Raw genomic sequence first — 17,748 nt, 5'->3', positions numbered from 1 at the left:
GGTGTCTGGGCCCCTGCCGGGCGGGGCGGGCCTTGCCTGGCGGGGCGGGCCTTGCCTGGCGGGGGCCTCACCTGCCCGGCGGGGGATCTCGCCTGCCCGGCAGGGGTCTCGCCTGCCTGGCGGGGGCCTCGCCTGCCCGGCGGGGCCTGGCTTGGGGGCTGCCTGCCGCCCGGCGCGGGCCTGTTCGGGGGCCTGCCTGCCCGGCGGGGGCTCGCCTACCCCGCAGGGGCCCGCCTACCCGGCGGGGTCTCGCCGTCATCGCCCGCGGCGCGCCCCCGCATGCCCGCCGCTTCGCGGCGGGATCCCCCACCCACCCACCCGTTCACCCCGCGCCTCCCACACAACTGGCCAGCCCCGTCAGGCCCCGCCAGGGATCGCCTCCCGGAGCGCCGCGAGGACGCGGGCGACCGCCGCTCCGCCCGCCGCACCCCTGCGGACCGCCGCCACCACATGCCGCCGCGGCTGGTCCGACGCGAGTTCTCGCATGACGACGCCGTCACGGCGTACCGCCGCCATCCGAGGGACGAGCGCCACCCCCATCCCCGCCTCCACCATCGCGAGGATCGCCGTCCAGCCGGACGCGGAATGCGCCTGCTCGGGCGTGAATCCGGCGCCCTCGCACGCCGCCCGCGTGATCTCCGACCACGGCCCGCTGCCGCCGAAGATCCACGGCTCGCCCGCCAGGTCGGCCAGGCGCAGTCCCGCCACCGCCGCCAGCGGGTGGTCGACGGGCAGCGCCACGTCCAGGGGGTCCGCGACGAGGGACTCCCGGGTGAAGCGCGGGTCCGCGTCGGGCGAGGCGGGCGCCTGCACCGCGAGGGACAAGGCGAGGTCCACCTCCCCGGCGGCGAGGAGTTCGTACGCCTTCGCCGCCTCGGTCTCCCGGACGCGTACGAGGATGCCGGGCGCCGCCTCCCGCAGCGCCCGCACCGCCGGTACGACGAGCGCGGGCACGGCGGTGGAGAACGCCCCGACCCGCACCTCCCCGGCCTCGCCCTGCGCATACGCGGCCAACTCGGCGTCCGCCCGCTCCAGTTGGGCGAAGACGGCTTCCGCGTGCCGCAGCACGAGATGTGCCGCGTCGGTCAGCCGTACCCGGCGGCCGTGCGCCTCAAGGAGCGGTACGCCCAGCTGCTTGGCGAGGTTGGACAGCTGCTGCGACACGGCCGACGGCGTCATCCGCAGCGCCTGCGCCGTCGCCGTGACGGTCCCCCGCTCGCTCAACGTACGCAGGATCGTCAGCTTCTTGATGTCCCACTCGCTCATGGGGTCAACGTACCGAGCGACCCGCACCCCTACCTCGCGCGGGCCGCGCCGAGCACGACCCCGCCGAGGATCAGCCCCATGCACAGGATGCGCGACCATCCCATCGCCTCGCCGAGCAGCGCGAAGGAGAGCAGGGCCACGCAGACCGGCTGGAGGTAGTAGACGGCTCCGGCACGGGCGGCTCCGATGATCGAGACGGCCTTGTTCCAGGCGAAGAAGGCGACCGCCGACGAGACGACACCCACGTACAGGAGCGGGGAGACCGTGCCGGCGGTCGGCTCGAAGCCGCCCTGTACCACGTAGCTGATGACGAACACCGGCAGCAGCATCAGCGCGCCGAGCACGAACGTCGAGAAGAGGAACGGGAGTTGGCCGATCTCGGCGGGCTTGCGCTTGAGGAGTGCGCTGTAGGAGCCGAAGGAGAGCGCGGCCGCGATCATCCACAGGTCACCGACGGCGAGGTCCATGGCGAGGGAGCCCTTGCTGACCAGCAGCAGGACGCCCGCGCAGGCGACGAGCATGCCCGTCACGCGGCGCGCGCCGAGCCGGGCGCCGCCGACGCGTTCGCAGACGGCCATCAGGACGGGCGAGGCAGCCATGATCATGCCCATGTTGCCCGCGGTGGTCGTCACGCCCGCCTGGTTCACCAGGGTGTTGTAGACGGCGACGCCGAGCAGGGCGGCGAGGAGCAGGAAGCGCAGGTGCGCGCGGAGCGCTTTCCGCTGCCGCCAGGTCTCCCGTGCCGCGAAGGGTGCCACCGCGGCGATCGCGATGATCCAGCGCCAGAAGGCGTGCTGGACGGGCGGGACGGTGTCGTGCAGGGCGCGGGAGGTGACGAAGCTGCCCGACCAGACGACCGTGGCGAGGACCGCGAGGGCGAGCCCGACGCCGAGGGGGCGGGCGACGTTCGCCGGGGCGGGCGGTGTGCCGCGGGTGGGGGTGGGGGTCCGGTCGAGGACTGTCACGAGGTATCCCTTGACTCTCTCCCCGGCTCGGCGGGGGGTCACTGCCGCGCGATCTCTGTCGTGTGCGGGACAACCGTGACACCCCCTCACCCATCACGTCCATCGAATCTTTCCGACGTTACTTTAAAGCTGAGCTGAACGTTCGAGCGCCGCCGCCACCGCTGCCGCGTCCGCCTCCTCCGCCGCCCACGCCACGTACCCGTCGGGCCTGACCAGGAGCGTCGTACGCCGGTCGCTCAACCAGTGCGCGAGCACCGCCCGTCCCGCCTCATGCTGCACGCCGTCCGGTGCGACGAGGACGAACTCGCCCGCGCGCAGGGCCTCGTAGAGGCGGCCCTCCTTGAGCGCCACATCGGGGGCCCGGCGCCCCGCCAGCGGGTGGGCGCCCCTCGGGGCGGGGTAGGCGAAGCCGATTCCGGTGATCTGGCCGACCGCCTTCTTCCGCACCGGCCGTACGTGGTTCACGACGGTGGCGAGCCCCGCACGCACGGCCAGCGTCCACGGGCGCTTGGCCATCGCGAGCCTGACGAGCCCGCCGCTGCTGCGCAGGACCGCCTTGCCGACCGGGTGCCGCTCGGTCTGATACGTGTCCAACAGGCCTTGCGGGGCACGGCCGTTGACGGCGGCGGCCAGTTTCCAGCTCAGGTTCGCGGCGTCCTGGAGGCCCGTGTTCATGCCCTGGCCGCCCGCCGGGGAGTGGACGTGGGCCGCGTCCCCGGCCAGGAAGACCCGGCCCACGCGGTACGCGGGCACCTGCCGTTCGTCGCTGTGGAAGCGGGACATCCAGCGGGCGTCACGCATCCCGAAGTCGCGGCCGAGCGCCTGCCGGACGATGCCCTTGACCTCGTCGAGTTCGAGCGGCTCGCTGTCGGGGACGTCGCGGGTGCGGTCCCAGCCGATGACGCGGTAGTAGCCGTCTGCGAAGGGCGCGATGAAGGCGAAGGCGTCGCCGACGGCGTTGACGGTGAGCAGGGTCGGGGGCTTCTCCGCGAGCCTGACGTCGGCGAGGACGAGCGAGCGGATGACGGACTTGCCGGGGAAGGGCAGCCCGACCGCCTCCCGCACACCGCTGCGCAGGCCGTCCGCGCCGACGACATAGGCGGCGCGGAGGGTGCCCGGCTCGCCGCCCGGCCCCCGCACCGCGAGCGTCACGCCGTCCGCGTCCTGGGTGAGCCCCGCGACCTCGGTCTCGTACGCGAAACGCACCCCGGCACCGGCCGCCCGCGGCTCCAGGACCCGCTCGACCTCGTACTGCGGCAGCACGAGTACGTGGCGGAAACGGGAGGGCAGGTCCGCGAGGTCGAGGGTGAGGCGGTCGTACAGGCGGAGCTTGTCCAGCGGCTCCCCCTTGGCCTCCAGCTCGTCGGCGAGGCCCCGGGCGTCGAGCAGCTCCAGGGTGCGGGCGTGCACGACCATCGCGCGGGAGAGGTTGCTGATGCCGGGCGCCCGCTTCTCGACGAGGGTGACGGGGACGCCGGCGGCGGCGAGGTCCCCGGCGAGCAGCAGGCCGGTGGGTCCGGCACCGACGACCACGACGCCGCGGTCGTCCGTGCCCTGGGTGGTGCCGTCGTACTCGGTGGTCGTACCGTTCATGGCCGCCTCCTGATGCCAACCCGTGTAGGCCAACGCTTGCTGGTCAACGCCTGTTGGTCAACGCTTGTTGGCAAACGTAGGGCTGCCGCTATGGACTGTCAACAGGTGTTGGCCTACGTTTGTTGGCATGACCGAGAACGCCCTCCCGTCCCCCGCATCCCCGCCGTCCCCCGCGTCCGCCGACCCGTCGCCCCGCCGCTCCGACGCCACCCGCGCCGGCATCCTCGCGGCGGCCCGCGAGCGGTTCGCGACCGACGGGTACGAGCGCGCCACGATCCGCGCCATCGCCAGGGACGCGAACATCGATCCGTCGATGGTCATGCGCTACTACGGCAACAAGGAGGGCCTCTTCGCGGCCGCCACCTCGGTGGACCTGCGGATCCCGGATTTCGGGGCGGTGGCGCGCGAGGACGTGGGACGGGTGCTCGTGGCGCACTTCCTGGACATGTGGGAGGACGCGGACGCGCTCACCGCGCTGCTCCGCATGGGCATGACCCATCAGGCGGGCGCCGAGCGCATGCGGGAGGTGTTCGCCGAGCAGGTGCTGCCGGTCGCGCGGGCGGTCTGTCCGAACCCGGCCGAGGCGCCGACGCGCGCCGCGCTCTGCGCCGCACAGCTGCTCGGCCTCGCGCTGACCCGGTATGTGCTGCGGTTCCCGCCGTCGGCCGCGCTGACGCGGGAGGAGATCACCGGCTGGCTGGCGCCGACCGTCCAGCGCTATCTGACGGCCGAGCGGCCGTGAAGGCTTTCGAACGCACGCCGAGGGCTCGGTTCACCCGCGTACGCGTGACATGCGTACGGAGGTGAACCGAGCCCTCGGAGGAAGCCGACGGGGCCGCGGAAAGTCCGCGTCAGCCCTGCTTCTGCTGCTTGCGGGACTTGTCGCCGACCATCACGAGGCCCGCGATCACCAGGAACAGCACGATGGGCGCGGCGACATAGAGGCCGAGCGTGTCGATGACACTCAGGCCGGGGCCCGGGTCGTCGCCGTCGTCGCGCGTGAGCGCGAGCGCGGGGGACGACATGAGCAGCATCATCAGCGTCGTGCCGGAGGCCAGGGCGCCGGCGCGCAGAGCGTTCTTCTTGTCCACGGTGCAAACGTAGCGAACTCCTAAACGGGGTGCGCGCCCGGGGGTGCCGTACGAGCCGTGTCGCCCTTCTCGCCGGTCCGCGCCCCGGTCCGCGCACGGGCCTGGCGGAAGAGCGCCATGAGCGCGTGCAGGCGCGGGGAGGCGGCGAGGTCCTCCAGGGTGACGGGGCGTCCGGTGGCGTCGGCGATCGGCAGGCGCCAGTTGGGGTACTGGTCCCAGGTGCCGGGGAGGTTCTGCGGGCGGCGGTCGCCGACCGTGTCCGGGAGCCAGATGCCGAGCATGCGGGCCGGCGTGGCGAGCAGGAAGCGGTGCACGGCGCGGATCTCGTCCTCCTCGCAGCCCATGCCGCCGGGCAGCATGCCGAGCCGCGAGAGCAGGCCGAGCCACTCGCGCACGTCGGCGGCGGCCGCGGACCTCTCCTCGGCCAGGGGGCGGGTCAACAGGCCGAGGTCGTGACGGAGTTCGACGTGTTCGCCGGTGAGGCGGGCGGCGGTCGGCGGCAGGTCGTGCGTGGTGGCGGTGGCCACGCAGTCCGCGCGCCAGTGCGCGGCGGGCAGGGGGCGGCCCGTGCCCGCCCAGTCCCGTTCGAACCAGAGGACGGAGGTGCCGAGCACTCCGTGCGCACGCAGCGTCTCGCGCACGCCGGGCTCCACGGTGCCGAGGTCCTCGCCGATGACGAGGGCGTCCGCGCGGTGCGCCTCCAGGGCGAGGACGGCGAGCATGGCCTCGGCGTCGTAGTGGACGTACGTCCCCTCGGTCGGCTCGCGGCCCTCGGGGACCCACCAGAGGCGGAACAGGCCCATCACGTGGTCGATGCGCAGGGCGCCCGCGTGCCGGAGCAGGCCGCGGACGAGGGCGCGGTAGGGGGCGTAGCCGGACTCGGCGAGGCGGTCCGGGCGCCAGGGCGGCAGGCCCCAGTCCTGGCCGCGCGCGTTGAACGCGTCCGGCGGGGCGCCGACGGTCATGCGCGCCGCGAAGTGCCGCCGTTGGGCCCAGGCGTCGGCGCCGCCGGGGTGCACGCCGACCGCGAGGTCGTGCACCAGGCCGATGTCCATGCCCGCCTCGCGGGCGGTGCGCTGGGCGGCGGCCAGCTGGGTGTCGGTGAGCCAGACGAGGCGGCAGTGGAAGTCGACGCGGTCCATCAGCTCGTGCCGGGCGCGGGCAGTCGCGGGCGAGGCGGGGTCGCGCAGGGGGGCGGGCCAGGAGTGCCAGTCGGGGCCGTAGGACTCGGCGAGGGCGTACCAGGTGGCGTGGTCCTCCAGGGCGGGGCCCTGTTCGGCGAGGAAGGCGCTGTAGGCGGCGCGGCGGCCGGGGCCGAGGGGGACCTCGTGGAGCAGTTCGAGTGCCTCGCGCTTCAGGGCCCAGACGGCGTCGCGGTCGATCAACTCGCCCTCGTGGAGGACCGCTTCGCGCAGCCGGTCGGCGTCGCGGCGCAGGGCTTCGACGCGGTCGCGGGCCTCGCCCGTCAGCTGGGCGAACTCCGGGACGGCCTCGATGCGCAGGTGTACGGGGTCGGGGAAGCGGCGGGAGGAGGGGCGGTACGGGGAGGGGTCGCCGCCGGGGCTTCCGGGCGGGCTCGGTACGGCGGCGTGCAGGGGGTTCACCTGGATGAACCCGGCGTCCAGGGCGTGCCCGGACCAGGCGGCCAGCTCGGCCAGGTCACCGAGGTCGCCCATGCCCCAGGAGTGGCGGGAGAGGAGGGAGTAGAGCTGGACGAGGAAGCCGTGGCCGCGGTGGGCCGGGGTCTTGACCCGGCGGGGGGCGGCGATGAGGTGGGCCTCCGCGGTTTTGCCCTCGGGGGTGCGGATGAGGATCCTGTGGATGCCGGCGGGGGGCTCCGCCCGGGGGTGCGGCTCTGTCTCTCCTGGGCCTGCGTCCGGCGGCGGGGTCTCTTTCCGCTCGGTCGAGCCCTGGCCCGCGTCCGGCGGCGGGGTCTCTTTCCGCTCGGTCGAGCCCTGGCCCGCGTCCGGCGGCGGGGTCTCTTTGCGTCCGGCGGCGGGGTCTCTTTCCGCTCGGTCGAGCCCTGGCCCGCGTCCGGCGGCGGGGTCTCTTTCCGCTCGGTCGTTCCGCCGCTCCGCGGCGGGGTCTCCCACCCACCCACCCGTTTACCCGGCGATAGGGGCGGCTCCGTAGGGGGCTGCGGGTTGCCCCGTGACACGCACCGCATCTCCTCGCCGGACGGCGGCGGCGTCCGCCACTCGAGCACCCCACCCCCCTCCAGCTCCACCCGCACCCACGTCCCCCGCGGCAGGGCCGCCAGAGGTGCCGCGGTGGGCAAGGGGGTGTCCGTCCAGGCGACCACCGTGGGGGGCAGCAGGCGTTCGGCCAGGTGGGTCTCGCGCGCGGCGAGGGCGGCGCGGACCGCGTCGGGGGTGCTCGCGTCGACGCCCAGCGCGGCGAGGGCCGCGACGACCGCGGTGTCGGAGGCCGGGAGGGTGCGCCCCGGCGACGGGGAGTAGGAGGTGGCGACCCCGTACGAGGCTGCCAGCCGGGAAAGGGCCATCAGACCCCCATGGAGTCCAGGCCCGAGGCCATACCGGCGGAGGTGGGCTCGCTGGTGAGCGGGGCGGCGTCGGCGAGGGGCGGCTCGCTGGTGAGCGGCGCGGCGTCGGCGAGCGGGGGCTCGCTGGTCAGGGGCGGTTCCAGGCAGCCGCAGGAGCAGGAGCCGTCGAGGCCCGAGTCGGGGCTGGAGACCTGTCCGGGGTAGCGCACGGGTGCGGGGACCCGCGCGGAGAGGGCGGGCGTCTCCTCGGTGAGGGCGGGGACCTGTTTGGAGAGGGCGGAGAGCAGAAGGTTCGCGGAAGCGGCCACGTGGGGGCTCCTTGTCAGGGGGCGGGTCACGGCAGCCCTACCCACTGCGCGGGGCCGCAGACGTATAGGTTGCCTCAACGTGACCCTGGTCACAATCTGTTCGCCCGGGGCGCAGTTGTTCTCCCGGGGGCCCGCACAGCCCGGAGGATCCGGCCCCACCCCGCCGCCACCCGGGAAGATGTCCGCCGCCCCTCCCGCGCGAAATAGCCCGGATCCCCTCCTCTCCGCGCAGGTTCGGCGAAGAATCACCCGCCTCTCCCTTACTCCCGTTGACACCCCCGCCACCTCAGTGGTGGGCTCACTGCCACACGTGGCGTCAGGGTGACGTCCGGGGCCCCAGGGGCGCGGAGAACAAGGAGAGGGCGGCGTGCAGTTGCGGCGCAGGAAGGGCGCGGTCGCCATCGCCGTCGCCGTCATCGCGGGCTCCCTCGGCGCAGCGCCCGGCGCCCTCGCGGCCCCGGGCACGCCCGGCAGGCCCGGTGTGCCCGCCACGTCCCCGGACGCCGAGGCCGGTGGCGACCGCGGGAGCGACTCCGTCCTCCCGTCCGTCTGGCCGCGCCCCCAGTCGATGGACAGCGGCGGGAACGCCGTCACCGTCGGAGACGACGTCGTCCTCGTGACGGCCCGTGAGGGTAGCGGAAGCGGCGAGGACGGGGACGTCGACCCGTATGCCCTGGACGCCCTGCGCGCCGTACTCCGTGATGCCGGGGCCCGCCGCGTCACCGAGGTGCGCGAGGGCGACCCGCTGCCCGCCGGGAGCACTCTCGTCGTCCGGGCCGGCGGGCCCGGCGCCGACCGGGCCCTCACCGCCCTCGGCGCGCGCGAGCACGGCGACCTGCCCGCGGGCGGATACCGGCTGGCCGTCGGCCGCGTCGACGGGCGGGACACCGTCGCCCTCGCGGGCGCCGGCGCGGACGGCCTCTTCCACGGGGTGCAGACCCTGCGGCAGCTCACCGAGGCGGGCAGGACAGGGGCGGGCAGACCGGGTGCGGGCGGGGCGAACAGCTCCCGCACCCTCCCCGGCGTACGCGTCCGCGACTGGCCCGGCACCGCCGTGCGCGGCCTGACCGAGGGGTTCTACGGCACCCCCTGGACCCGCGCACAGCGCCTGGCGCAGCTGGACTTCATGGGCCGCACCAAGCAGAACCGCTACCTCTACGCCCCCGGCGACGACCTCTACCGCCAGGCCCGCTGGCGCGAGCCCTACCCGGCGGACCAGCGCGCCGACTTCCGCGCCCTGGCCGCCCGCGCGAAGACCAACCACATCACGCTGGCCTGGGCCGTCTCCCCCGGCCAGGCCATGTGCATGTCCTCCGACAAGGACATCAGGGACCTCAACCGCAAGATCGACGCGATGTGGGCGCTGGGCGTGCGCGCCTTCCAGTTGCAGTTCCAGGACGTCAGTTACAGCGAGTGGCACTGCGAGCGGGACGCCGAGACCTTCGGCAGGGGTCCGAAGGCCGCCGCGAAGGCGCAGGCCGAGGTGGCGAACGCCGTGGCCGCCCACCTGGCCCGGCGCCACCCGGACGCGGAGCCGCTCTCCTTGATGCCGACCGAGTACTTCCAGGACGGCACGACCGCGTACCGCGCGGCCCTCTCCGACGCACTGGACCACCGCGTCGAGGTGGCCTGGACGGGCGTGGGCGTGGTCCCCAAGACCATCACCGGGCGCGAACTGGCGGGCGCCCGCGCGGCGTTCGGCCCGCACCCGCTGGTCACGATGGACAACTACCCCGTCAACGACTTCGCCCAGGACCGCATCTTCCTCGGCCCCTACACCGGCCGCCAGCCCGCCGTCGCCACCGGCTCCGCCGCCCTCCTCGGCAATGCCATGGAGCAGCCCGCCGCCTCCCGCATTCCGCTGTTCACGGCCGCCGACTACGCCTGGAACCCCCGCGCGTACCGCCCGCACGAGTCGTGGCTCGCCGCGATCGACGACCTCGCGGACGGTGACACGAAGGCGCGGGGCGCGCTGCGGGCCCTCGCGGGCAATGACGCCTCGTCCGTGCTCGGCGCCGACGAATCGGCGTATCTGCGGCCCCTCATGAAGGACTTCTGGCGGGCGCGTACAACGACGGACCGGGCGGGGGCCGACCGTGCGGCGAAGCGGCTGCGCGCGGCGTTCGGCGTGATGCGGGAGGCGCCACGGCGGCTGGCCGGCAGCGCGCTCGGCGACGAGGCGCGCCCCTGGATCGAGAAGCTCGCGCTGTACGGCGAGGCCGGTGAGACAGCCGTCGACATGCTGCGCGCGCAGTCGCTCGGTGACGGCGCCGCCGCCTGGCGGGCCTCGCGCGAGCTGGCGCGGCTCGGCGAGGAGCTGGGGCAAAGCGGTGTCACCGTCGGCGAAGGCGTGCTCGACCCGTTCCTGACGCGCGCGCGAAAGGCGTACGCGAGCTGGGCGGGGACCGGCTCCGAGCGGGCGTCGGAGCGCGCGACGGCCCGCTTCGGCCGCGACCGCGCGCTCGCGGCCGTCACGGCGCTGACCGACCCCGGCACCGAGGGCAGCGTCGAGGTGCACGTGCCGGGCGAGGGCTGGCGACGCGTCGGCGCGCTCTCGCGCAGCGGCTTCACGGAACTCGACCTCACCGCACCGGCCCCCAAGAACGCGGAGAAGGGCGCGCGCGAAGAGAAGGGCACGCGCGCCGACGCCGTCCGTGTCGCCCTCACCGATGGCACGCTGCGCCATCTCGTCCCCTGGTTCGCCGACTCCCCCGCCGCCCGCCTCTCGCTGGCCCGCACCGAGGCCGACGCGGAGATCGGCGGCGGGCCGCGGCGGATCACGGCGAAGCTGCGTTCCCTGCGCCCGGACCAGGTGCGCGGGACGCTCAAGGCGAAGGCGCCCGAGGGCATCGAGGTGCGGGTGCCCACGTCGACGACGCTGCCGCGCGGCACGGAGGTCGAGGTGCCGCTCGACATCACCGTGTCGGCGGGCACGCGTTCGGGGACGTACGAGATCCCCGTCACCTTCGGCGGCGAGACCCGCACGGTGTCGGTCCGTGCCTTCCCGCGCACGGCGGGCCCGGATCTGGCGCGCGGCGCGAAGGCCTCGTCGTCGGGCGACGAGACGAAGGACTTCCCGGCGTCGGCCGCGAACGACGGTGATCCCTCGACCCGCTGGTCCTCGCCCGCCGAGGACGGCGCGTGGTGGCAGGTGGAGCTGGCGAAGCCGGTCAGGCTGGGCCAGGTCGTGCTGCGCTGGCAGGACGCGTACGCCGCCGGGTACCGCGTGCAGACGTCCACCGACGGCAGGAGCTGGCGCACGGCGGCGACCGTGCGGGACGGCAGGGGCGGCCGCGAGGCGATCCGCATGGACGCGCGTGAGACCCGTTACCTCCGCGTCCAGGGCGACAAGCGGGCCACGCGCTTCGGGTACTCGCTCTGGTCGGTTCAGGCGTACGCGGTCGCCGAGGACTGAGGCCCGTCGGCGACCGCGTACGACACCGGGTGCGTGTCGTTCGTACGCACGTACAACAAAGGCCCGGATCGATTGCTAGGCGGAAATGCCATCGATCCGAGCCATCGCGTCGTCCGCGCCGAACGGCTGCAAATAGGGCAGCCAGCGCGGATCCCTATGGCCGGTCCCGATGATGCGCCACGCGAGGCCCGAGGGCGGCGCGGGCTTGTGCCGCAGCCGCCAGCCCAGCTCCATGAGGTGCCGGTCGGCCTTGACGTGGTTGCAGCGGCGGCAGGACGCCACCACGTTGTCCCAGGCGTGCCGGCCGCCCCGGCTCTTGGGAATGACGTGGTCGACGCTGGTTGCGACGCCACCGCAGTACATGCACCGACCGCCGTCGCGGGCGAAGAGCGCCCGTCTGGTCAGAGGAACGGGCCCCCGGTAAGGGACCCGGACGAACCGCTTGAGGCGGACCACGCTGGGTGCGGGGACGGTGCACTTCTCGCTGTGCATGAAGGCGCCGGATTCCTCGAGGCAGAGAGCCTTGTTCTCCAGGACGAGGACGAGCGCGCGGCGGAGCGGTACGACGCCAAGGGGCTCGTACGACGCGTTGAGGACCAGGACGTGCGGCACGGATGCCTCCTTGTACGCCGGCGGCGCGTGGCTCGCGCCGGGACGATCTGCTGCCAGTCTCCCCTCATGCCTGGTCGTAGCGCCAGCATGTACCGGTAACGGGCTCGAAGTGTTTTCGACCACAGCGGAGCGGCACCGGCGCATCACCTGCTACTTGCCCAGGTGAGCACCGTCTCTCCCTCGAACATGACAACGATCCCCACACAATGCCCCGTTAGTGTGGTGGGTCTGCCCGGTCCCCCCGTCCCCGCGTCGACGACGACGCACGACATCTCTTCCGCCGGGCAGGCCGCGATACCTGGAGGTACCTGCCGTGTTCCTGTCCGTCCTTTCGGCAGCCGGAACGGACCCGGACGACACGCCGAAGCCGACGCCGAAACCGCCCACGTTCGAGGACGCCCAGGAGAGCGCCGGGAACGCGGCGAGCTGGGTCGAGCAGAACTGGTCCACGTGGCTCGGCATCGGCCTGCGCATCATGCTGATCCTCGCGATCGCGATCGTCCTGCGCATCCTGGTCCGGCGTGCCATCACCAAGCTCATAGACCGCATGAACCGCACGGCGAACGCCGTGGACGGCACGGCGCTCGGCGGGCTGCTGGTGAACGTGGAGCGCCGCCGTCAGCGCTCGCAGGCCATCGGGTCCGTGCTCCGCTCGGTGGCGTCGTTCCTGATCCTCGGTACGGCGGCCCTGATGATCCTCGGCGCCTTCGAGATCAACCTCGCCCCGCTGCTCGCCTCGGCGGGTGTGGCGGGCGTCGCGATCGGTTTCGGCGCCCGCAACCTCGTCACGGACTTCCTCTCCGGTGTCTTCATGATCCTGGAGGACCAGTACGGGGTGGGGGACTCGATCGACGCCGGTGTGGCCTCCGGTGAGGTGATAGAGGTCGGTCTGCGCGTCACCAAGCTGCGCGGCGACAACGGCGAGATCTGGTACGTGCGCAACGGCGAGGTCAAGCGCATCGGCAATCTCTCCCAGGGCTGGTCCACGGCGGGCGTCGATGTGACGGTCCGTCCGGACGAGGACCTGGACAAGGTGAGGGCGACCCTGGCGGAGGTCGGCGAGGCCATGGCCAAGGACGAGCCGTGGAACGAGCGTCTGTGGGGCCCGGTGGAGATCCTCGGCCTGGACAGCGTCCTGCTGGACTCCATGGTGATCCGCCTCTCGGCGAAGACGATGCCGGGCCAGTCCCTGGGCGTCGAGCGGGAGCTGCGCTGGCGCGTCAAGCGGGCGTTCGACGAGGCGGGCATCCGCATCGTGGGCGGCCTGCCGCTCCAGCCGGCGGAGGAGGCGGGCGCCGACCCCGCGGCGGGCGTGGCGGCCCCGTCGGCGTACGCCTCGACGACGTCCCCCCAGTCGCTGGCGACGGCGCCGATAACCCCGCCGCCGAACCTCTCGAAGTAGGCCCGGCGAGCGCCCCTCACACCCCACCGCCCCCGCAGGTAACGACTTGGTTGCCGCGGGGGCGTCCGCTATTGACGGCCCATTCACGCCAGCCTTACGGTCCTCACGAATTGGAAAGTTTCCTAACAGTTAGCGGCCGCTGAAGGGCAGGTGCCGGCATGGCAGCAGCAGGGAGCACTCCGGGGGCCCCGGGCACGCCGCGCGTCCTGCGGGCCATGAACGACCGGGCGGTCCTGGATCTCCTCGTCGTCCACGGGCCCCTCACCCGCACCCGCATCGGCGAGCTGACGGGCCTGTCCAAGCCCACCACCTCGCAGCTCCTCGGCCGCCTCGAAGCCGCCGGGCTCGTGCACACCACCGGGAGCCTCAGCGGGCGCCCGGGGCCCAACGCCCTGCTGTACGAGATCGACCCGGGCGCCGGGCACGTGGCGGCGCTGTCCGCCGATCCGACCGGCATCACCGCCCTCGTCGCCGACATCACCGGCACCGTCCTCGGCCGTGCGCGCGTGGAGGCCGAAGCCGTCGCGGAGGACGTCCGCCACCGCACCGCCCAGCTCGTCGCGGAGGCCGTCGACGGGGCGCTGAGCCGGGCGGGCCTGACCCACGACGACCTGCGGGCCGCGGTGATCGGCACCCCCGGCGCCATCGACCCGCACACCGGCCAGCTGCGCTACGCCCCGCACCTGCCCGGCTGGCACTCCCGCACCCTGCGCGACGACCTGGCCGCGGTGCTCGGCACGCCGGTCGACATCGAGAACGACGTGAATCTGGCCGCGGTCGCCGAGCAGTACGAGGGCGCCGCCCAGGACCACGACAACTACGTGCTGACCTGGCTCGACGAAGGCGTCGGCGCCGCCATCGTGCTGGGCGGCACCCTGCTGCGCGGCGCCACCGGCGGCGCGGGAGAGATCGGTTACATGCCGCTGCCGGGCGCCCCGCTGGCCAAGGACGGCCCCGATGGCGAGGGCGGCGGCGACGGCGGCTTCGAGAGCCTGGTCGCCGCCGCGGTCGTGCGCGACCTCGCGGGTCCCGGCGCGACGCTGGCCGAGGCCCTCGCCGACGGCGCCGTCCTCGCCGAGGTCGCCCGCCGCATCGCCACCGGCATCGCCGCGGTCGTCGCCGTGGTGGATCCGGAACTCGTCGTGCTCTCCGGCGCGGTGGCCCAGGCGGGCGGCGACAAGCTGCGGGTCCACGTCGAGGAGGAGCTGACCGGGCTCGCCCTGCCCCGTCCCCAGATCCGCATCAGCGAACTCGACGGCGACCCGATCCTCACCGGCGCGCTCCGCTCGGCGCTCACCCAGGCCCGCGACCAGGTCTTCGACACGGCCTGACCCCGGCGCTCCCCGCGCACCCAAGCCACCCCGCCCCCTCCCCGTAAAGGAAGTCCGCCATGCCGCGATGGCGCCTGCCCACCTGCGCGTCCGCGGCGCTCGCCGCAGCCGGCCTGTTGCTCTCCGGCTGCGCCAACCCGAGCGTCGGCAGCGCGAACGACGACCCGACCAAGCCGGTCACCCTGAAGTTCTGGCACGGCTGGGCCGCGCCCGGCGAGGTCGAGGCCGTCAACGCGAGCATCGAGCGGTTCGAGCGGCTGCACCCCCACATCAAGGTGGAGTCCACCGGGAACGTCACGGACGCCACCATCAACCAGGCCCTGCGCGCGGGCGGCGACAAGGCCCCCGACGTGGTGTCGTCCTTCACCACCAACAACGTCGGGCAGTACTGCGACTCCGGGATGTGGGTCGACCTCGACCCGTTCCTGAGGAAGACGGGCATCGACAAGCGCGAGGTCTTCCCCAAGACGCTGCTCGACTACACCCGTTACCAGGGCAACCAGTGCGCCCTGCCCCTGCTCGCCGACGCCTACGGCATGTACTACAACAAGGACGCGTTCAAGGAGGCGGGCATCGAACGCCCGCCGCGCACCATGTCCGAGTTCAAGCGGGCGGCGAAGAAGCTGACCGTGCGCAGCGGCAAGGACTCGTACGAGCGGGTGGGCTACATGCCCAACTTCCGGCTCTACCAAGGCAGCCCGGACCGGCTCTTCGCGCAGTGGGGCCCCCGGTACTTCGACGCCGAGGGCAACGCGCGCCTCGCCGAGGAGCCCGCGACGTACGACTTCCTGAAGACCTCCCGCCAACTCGCCGACGCCCAGGGCGGCTTCGACGACCTGGAGAAGTTCCGGCTCACCTTCGGCGACGAGATGTCCAACCAGAACGCCTTTTTGACCGGGAAGCTCGCCATGCACCTGGACGGCGAGTGGCGCGGACTGATGCTCGACGAGGCGAAGGCCGACTTCGACTGGGGCGTCGCGCCGCTGCCCGTCCCCGACGACCAGCAGGACACCTACGGGCGCGGTTTCATCACCGGCACGGTCGCCGGTATCGCGCACAGCAGCAAGCACCAGAACGCCGCGTGGGAGCTGGTGAGGTTCCTGACCACGAACACCGACCAGGTCGTGGACTTCGCCAACGACATCCACAACGTGCCGTCCACTTACGCGGCGCTGAAGTCGCCGCGCCTGGACGCCGATCCGAGGTTCCGCACCTTCTTCCGGATCCTGGAGAGCAAGCACAGCAAGGCCCTGCCGCCCTCCACGAACGGCGGCGCGTACGTCGTCTCGCTCCAGGACTTCTCGTACTCCTTCGAGGCCGGACACGTGAGCGACCTGCGCGCCGGACTGAGGAAGCTCGACGAACAGATCGACTCCGACACCCTCCAGTCGAAGAGCTGAGGACCCGAGCCATGGCACTTTCCCTCTCCGGCCCGGCGCGCCGCAGGCTCCGCACGCTCGGCTTCCTCTCCCCCTGGCTGGTCGGCTTCAGCGTGTTCTTCGCGTATCCGCTGATCGCGACCGTCTACTTCTCGTTCATGCACTACAACCAGATCAAGGAGCCCACCTTCGTGGGGCTCAGGAACTGGACGTACGTGTTCGACCAGATGCCGCTGTTCGGGCCCGCCCTGTGGAACACCCTGTGGCTGGTCGTGATCATGGTGGCCGTGCGGGTGGTCTTCGGGCTCTCGCTCGGGCTGCTCATCACGAAGATCAAGACGGGCGCCGGGTTCTTCCGCACCGCCTTCTACCTCCCCTACCTCGCCCCGCCGGTGGCCGCCACCGTCGCCTTCGTCTTCCTGCTCAACCCGGGCACGGGCCCCGTCAACGAGATGCTCGGCGCGATCGGCATCTCCGGGCCCAACTGGTTCAACGACCCGGACACCGCCAAACCCTCGCTGGTGCTGCTCTCCCTGTGGGGCATCGGGGACCTGATGGTGATCTTCATGGCCGCGCTGCTCGACGTACCCAAGGAGCAGTACGAGGCCGCGGAGCTGGACGGCGCCGGGGCGTGGGCCAAGTTCCGGTACGTCACCTGGCCCTCGATCACGCCGATCGTGATGTTCGCGGTGGTCACGGGCGTCGTACAGACCATGCAGTACTACACGCAGGCCCTGGTGGCGGGGAAGGTCGCCTCCGGGGTCAACATCGGCCCGGGTTCGGTGATCCAGCCCGGCTACCCGGAGCACTCGACCCTGACGATCCCCCAGCTCGTCTACTCGATGGGCTTCCAGAACTTCAACACCGGCGCGGCGTGCGTGCTCTCGCTCGTACTCTTCGCCATCGCCATGGCCGTGACGACGCTCCTGATGCGCAAGCGCTCCGGACTGCTCTCGGCGGAGGACTGAGGACCGATGACGACCACGACTCTCCGCGCGCCCGCCGCACCCGAGCGGACCGCCCCGCTCCGGGGCCCCGCCGCCGCCCGCGCCCGCCGCAAGCGCATCCTGCACTGGATAGCCGTCCACAGCGTCGCCCTCGCGATCGCGCTGCTGTTCGTCCTGCCGTTCGTCTTCGTCTTCCTGACGTCGGTGATGAGCGACTCCCAGGCGATGAGCGGCGAGCTGTGGCCCGACTCCTGGAACTGGTCCAACTACAAGACGGTGTTCGACACCCCGGGCTTCCTGGAGTGGTGGCGCAACTCCCTGCTGTACGCGGGCCTCGGCACGCTCCTCACGGTCTGCTCGGCGATCCCCGTGGCGTACGCACTCGCCAAGTTCCGCTTCCGCGGCCGGCGCACCGCGATGCTGCTGGTCATCTCGACGATGATGCTGCCGCCGCAGGTCATCGTGATCCCCATGTACCTGGTCTGGGCGCAGCAGCTGCACCTGTCGGGCACGCTGTGGCCGCTGATCATCCCGATGGCGTTCGGCGACGCGTACTCGATCTTCCTCCTGCGGCAGTTCCTGCTGACCATCCCGAAGGAGTACATCGAGTCGGCGAAGGTGGACGGCTGCGGCGAGTTCCGTACGCTCGTCAAGATCGTCGTGCCGATGGCCAAGCCGGGCATCGCCGCCATCGCGCTCTTCCAGTTCTTCTACTGCTGGAACGACTACTTCGGGCCGCAGATCTACGCGGCCCAGAACCCCGGCGCCTGGACACTGAGTTACGGCCTCGAATCGTTCAAGAGCGCCCACAGCGTCAACTGGAACCTCACCATGGCCGCCACCCTGCTCGTCATGGCGCCGGTCATCGTCGTCTTCTTCTTCGCACAGAAGGCCTTCGTCGAAGGCGTCACCCTCACCGGAGTAAAGGGCTGAGAC

14 protein-coding genes are annotated in these 17,748 nt (G+C 72.7%); 7 read left to right on the top strand and 7 right to left on the bottom strand.

Annotated features, from left to right (window positions below):
* Positions 1–357: 357 nt before the first annotated feature.
* The 3 genes from IG54_RS0129075 to IG54_RS0129065 all read right to left on the bottom strand — a co-directional run bounded on the left by IG54_RS0129075 (position 358) and on the right by IG54_RS0129065 (position 3,824).
* The gene (locus IG54_RS0129075; protein WP_030791019.1) at positions 358–1,266 is read right to left on the bottom strand and encodes a LysR family transcriptional regulator; all 909 of its coding nucleotides are present in this window, start codon (positions 1,264–1,266) and stop codon (positions 358–360) included.
* A 29-nt stretch (positions 1,267–1,295) separates the two neighbouring features.
* On the bottom strand, positions 1,296–2,231 hold the full coding sequence (locus IG54_RS0129070; protein WP_037897922.1) for a DMT family transporter: 936 nt from the start codon (positions 2,229–2,231) through the stop codon (positions 1,296–1,298).
* A 123-nt stretch (positions 2,232–2,354) separates the two neighbouring features.
* Positions 2,355–3,824 (bottom strand): FAD-dependent monooxygenase, encoded by a 1,470-nt coding sequence (locus IG54_RS0129065; protein WP_030791013.1) that lies wholly within the window; start codon positions 3,822–3,824, stop codon positions 2,355–2,357.
* 127 nt (positions 3,825–3,951) lie between these two features.
* On the opposite strand from IG54_RS0129065, the gene IG54_RS0129060 reads away from it, so the two are divergent.
* The gene (locus tag IG54_RS0129060; protein ID WP_030791010.1) at positions 3,952–4,566 is read left to right on the top strand and encodes a TetR family transcriptional regulator; all 615 of its coding nucleotides are present in this window, start codon (positions 3,952–3,954) and stop codon (positions 4,564–4,566) included.
* A gap of 109 nt (positions 4,567–4,675) precedes the next feature.
* Here IG54_RS0129060 and IG54_RS0129055 read toward each other — a convergent pair whose 3' ends face one another.
* The 3 genes from IG54_RS0129055 to IG54_RS0129040 all read right to left on the bottom strand — a co-directional run bounded on the left by IG54_RS0129055 (position 4,676) and on the right by IG54_RS0129040 (position 7,726).
* The gene (locus IG54_RS0129055) at positions 4,676–4,915 is read right to left on the bottom strand and encodes a hypothetical protein (RefSeq protein ID WP_030791007.1); all 240 of its coding nucleotides are present in this window, start codon (positions 4,913–4,915) and stop codon (positions 4,676–4,678) included.
* A gap of 20 nt (positions 4,916–4,935) precedes the next feature.
* Positions 4,936–7,008 carry a 4-alpha-glucanotransferase gene (malQ, locus tag IG54_RS0129050; RefSeq protein ID WP_078594640.1) on the bottom strand — a complete coding sequence of 691 codons (2,073 nt, stop codon included), beginning with the start codon at positions 7,006–7,008 and terminating at the stop codon, positions 4,936–4,938.
* 409 nt (positions 7,009–7,417) lie between these two features.
* Entirely contained in the window at positions 7,418–7,726 is a 309-nt protein-coding gene (locus tag IG54_RS0129040) for a hypothetical protein (RefSeq protein WP_030790999.1), read from the bottom strand.
* Positions 7,727–8,093: 367 nt separating this feature from the next.
* On the opposite strand from IG54_RS0129040, the gene IG54_RS0129035 reads away from it, so the two are divergent.
* The gene (locus IG54_RS0129035) at positions 8,094–11,141 is read left to right on the top strand and encodes a beta-N-acetylglucosaminidase domain-containing protein (protein WP_030790997.1); all 3,048 of its coding nucleotides are present in this window, start codon (positions 8,094–8,096) and stop codon (positions 11,139–11,141) included.
* 75 nt (positions 11,142–11,216) lie between these two features.
* Here IG54_RS0129035 and IG54_RS0129030 read toward each other — a convergent pair whose 3' ends face one another.
* Entirely contained in the window at positions 11,217–11,753 is a 537-nt protein-coding gene (locus tag IG54_RS0129030) for an HNH endonuclease (RefSeq protein ID WP_030790995.1), read from the bottom strand.
* Between the two features lie 313 nt (positions 11,754–12,066).
* Between IG54_RS0129030 and IG54_RS0129025 the strand changes: the two genes are divergently transcribed.
* The 5 genes from IG54_RS0129025 to IG54_RS0129005 all read left to right on the top strand — a co-directional run bounded on the left by IG54_RS0129025 (position 12,067) and on the right by IG54_RS0129005 (position 17,745).
* Positions 12,067–13,155 (top strand): mechanosensitive ion channel family protein, encoded by a 1,089-nt coding sequence (locus tag IG54_RS0129025; RefSeq protein ID WP_078594638.1) that lies wholly within the window; start codon positions 12,067–12,069, stop codon positions 13,153–13,155.
* A 158-nt stretch (positions 13,156–13,313) separates the two neighbouring features.
* Positions 13,314–14,486, top strand: coding sequence for an ROK family transcriptional regulator (locus IG54_RS0129020; RefSeq protein WP_030790990.1), 1,173 nt, complete (start codon positions 13,314–13,316; stop codon positions 14,484–14,486).
* Positions 14,487–14,545: 59 nt separating this feature from the next.
* The gene (locus tag IG54_RS0129015) at positions 14,546–15,886 is read left to right on the top strand and encodes an ABC transporter substrate-binding protein (protein WP_030790988.1); all 1,341 of its coding nucleotides are present in this window, start codon (positions 14,546–14,548) and stop codon (positions 15,884–15,886) included.
* Positions 15,887–15,897: 11 nt separating this feature from the next.
* On the top strand, positions 15,898–16,833 hold the full coding sequence (locus IG54_RS0129010) for a carbohydrate ABC transporter permease (RefSeq protein WP_030790976.1): 936 nt from the start codon (positions 15,898–15,900) through the stop codon (positions 16,831–16,833).
* 6 nt (positions 16,834–16,839) lie between these two features.
* The gene (locus tag IG54_RS0129005) at positions 16,840–17,745 is read left to right on the top strand and encodes a carbohydrate ABC transporter permease (RefSeq protein WP_030790973.1); all 906 of its coding nucleotides are present in this window, start codon (positions 16,840–16,842) and stop codon (positions 17,743–17,745) included.
* Positions 17,746–17,748: the final 3 nt, after the last annotated feature.

Source organism: Streptomyces sp. NRRL S-920, from assembly GCF_000717945.1.
In the GTDB taxonomy this organism is placed as follows: Bacteria; Actinomycetota; Actinomycetes; order Streptomycetales; family Streptomycetaceae; genus Streptomyces; species Streptomyces alboniger.
The sequence above is the reverse complement of the archived record's forward strand: the minus strand, read 5'-3'. Positions and strand labels throughout refer to the sequence as shown.